We start from the raw sequence: 769 nt of genomic DNA on the forward strand, positions 1-769 counted from the left end.
TGCAGCATCTTCCAGCCGGCGGGGTCCGGGTAGCTGAACCCTGAGAAACGCTTACTTGATTTGAACCTCGGGAAGCCGGGTGTTTGCCCGGCCTTGGCGCGCCGGAAGAAAGCTTGGAATGCCAAATCCAGCTTGCGCAGGGTCTGCTGTAGGGCGTGGCTGCCTAGCTCAACCAGTTCGGGGCGCAGCGCTTTGACTTCCGGCAGAATGTTTTGCTGGTCGTAGTAGCTGATCGACTTACCCGTCTTGCGGTACGCATCAATGCGCTCTTCCAGTGCCGCGTTATACAGCTCGCAATGCAACCGAACCCACTGCTCCAGCCGCTCGGACTGTGCAGCATTCGGGTAGAGTTTGAAGGTGACTTTGCGGCGTTGCATGGGGTTATACTAGCACATCTTTCTATTAGGGCGCACAAGTGGAATTGCCTAATAAATCTAGCTCTCATGCGGTTTTTAACCTTAAGCTACATATTGTATTGGTGACCAAGTACCGCAAGAAATCCTTGTCTCCCGAATTGCTGGATTACCTGAAAGATGCGTTCTCTGAGGTACTGGATGCGTGGCGCTGCGAACTGATCGAATTCGGTGGCGAGCCGGATCATGTCCACATGCTCATCAACATCCATCCGGCGCTGAACATCTCCATCCTGATCAACAATCTCAAGACCGCCAGTGCGCGCCGCGCCCGCAATCGTTTTGCTGAACACCTCAAGCAGTTTTATTGGAAGCCTTTGTTCTGGCATCGAGCGTATTTCGTAAGCACCGTGGGC

At 53.8% G+C, this 769-nt stretch carries 2 protein-coding genes; one reads left to right on the forward strand and one right to left on the reverse strand.

All coding sequences use genetic code 11. From position 1 onward, the window contains the following. On the reverse strand, positions 1 to 377 hold a 377-nt coding region (locus tag PZA18_RS24030; RefSeq protein ID WP_284103419.1), incomplete at its 3' end, for an RNA-guided endonuclease InsQ/TnpB family protein. A 38-nt stretch (positions 378 to 415) separates the two neighbouring features. On the opposite strand from PZA18_RS24030, the gene tnpA reads away from it, so the two are divergent. After that, positions 416 to 769, forward strand: a 354-nt coding sequence (tnpA, locus tag PZA18_RS24035) for an IS200/IS605 family transposase (RefSeq protein ID WP_284103420.1), incomplete at its 3' end; no start/stop codon positions are given.

Origin of the sequence: Parachitinimonas caeni (genome assembly GCF_030129945.1) — a bacterium.
GTDB classification, from domain to species: Bacteria; Pseudomonadota; Gammaproteobacteria; order Burkholderiales; family Chitinimonadaceae; genus Parachitinimonas; species Parachitinimonas caeni.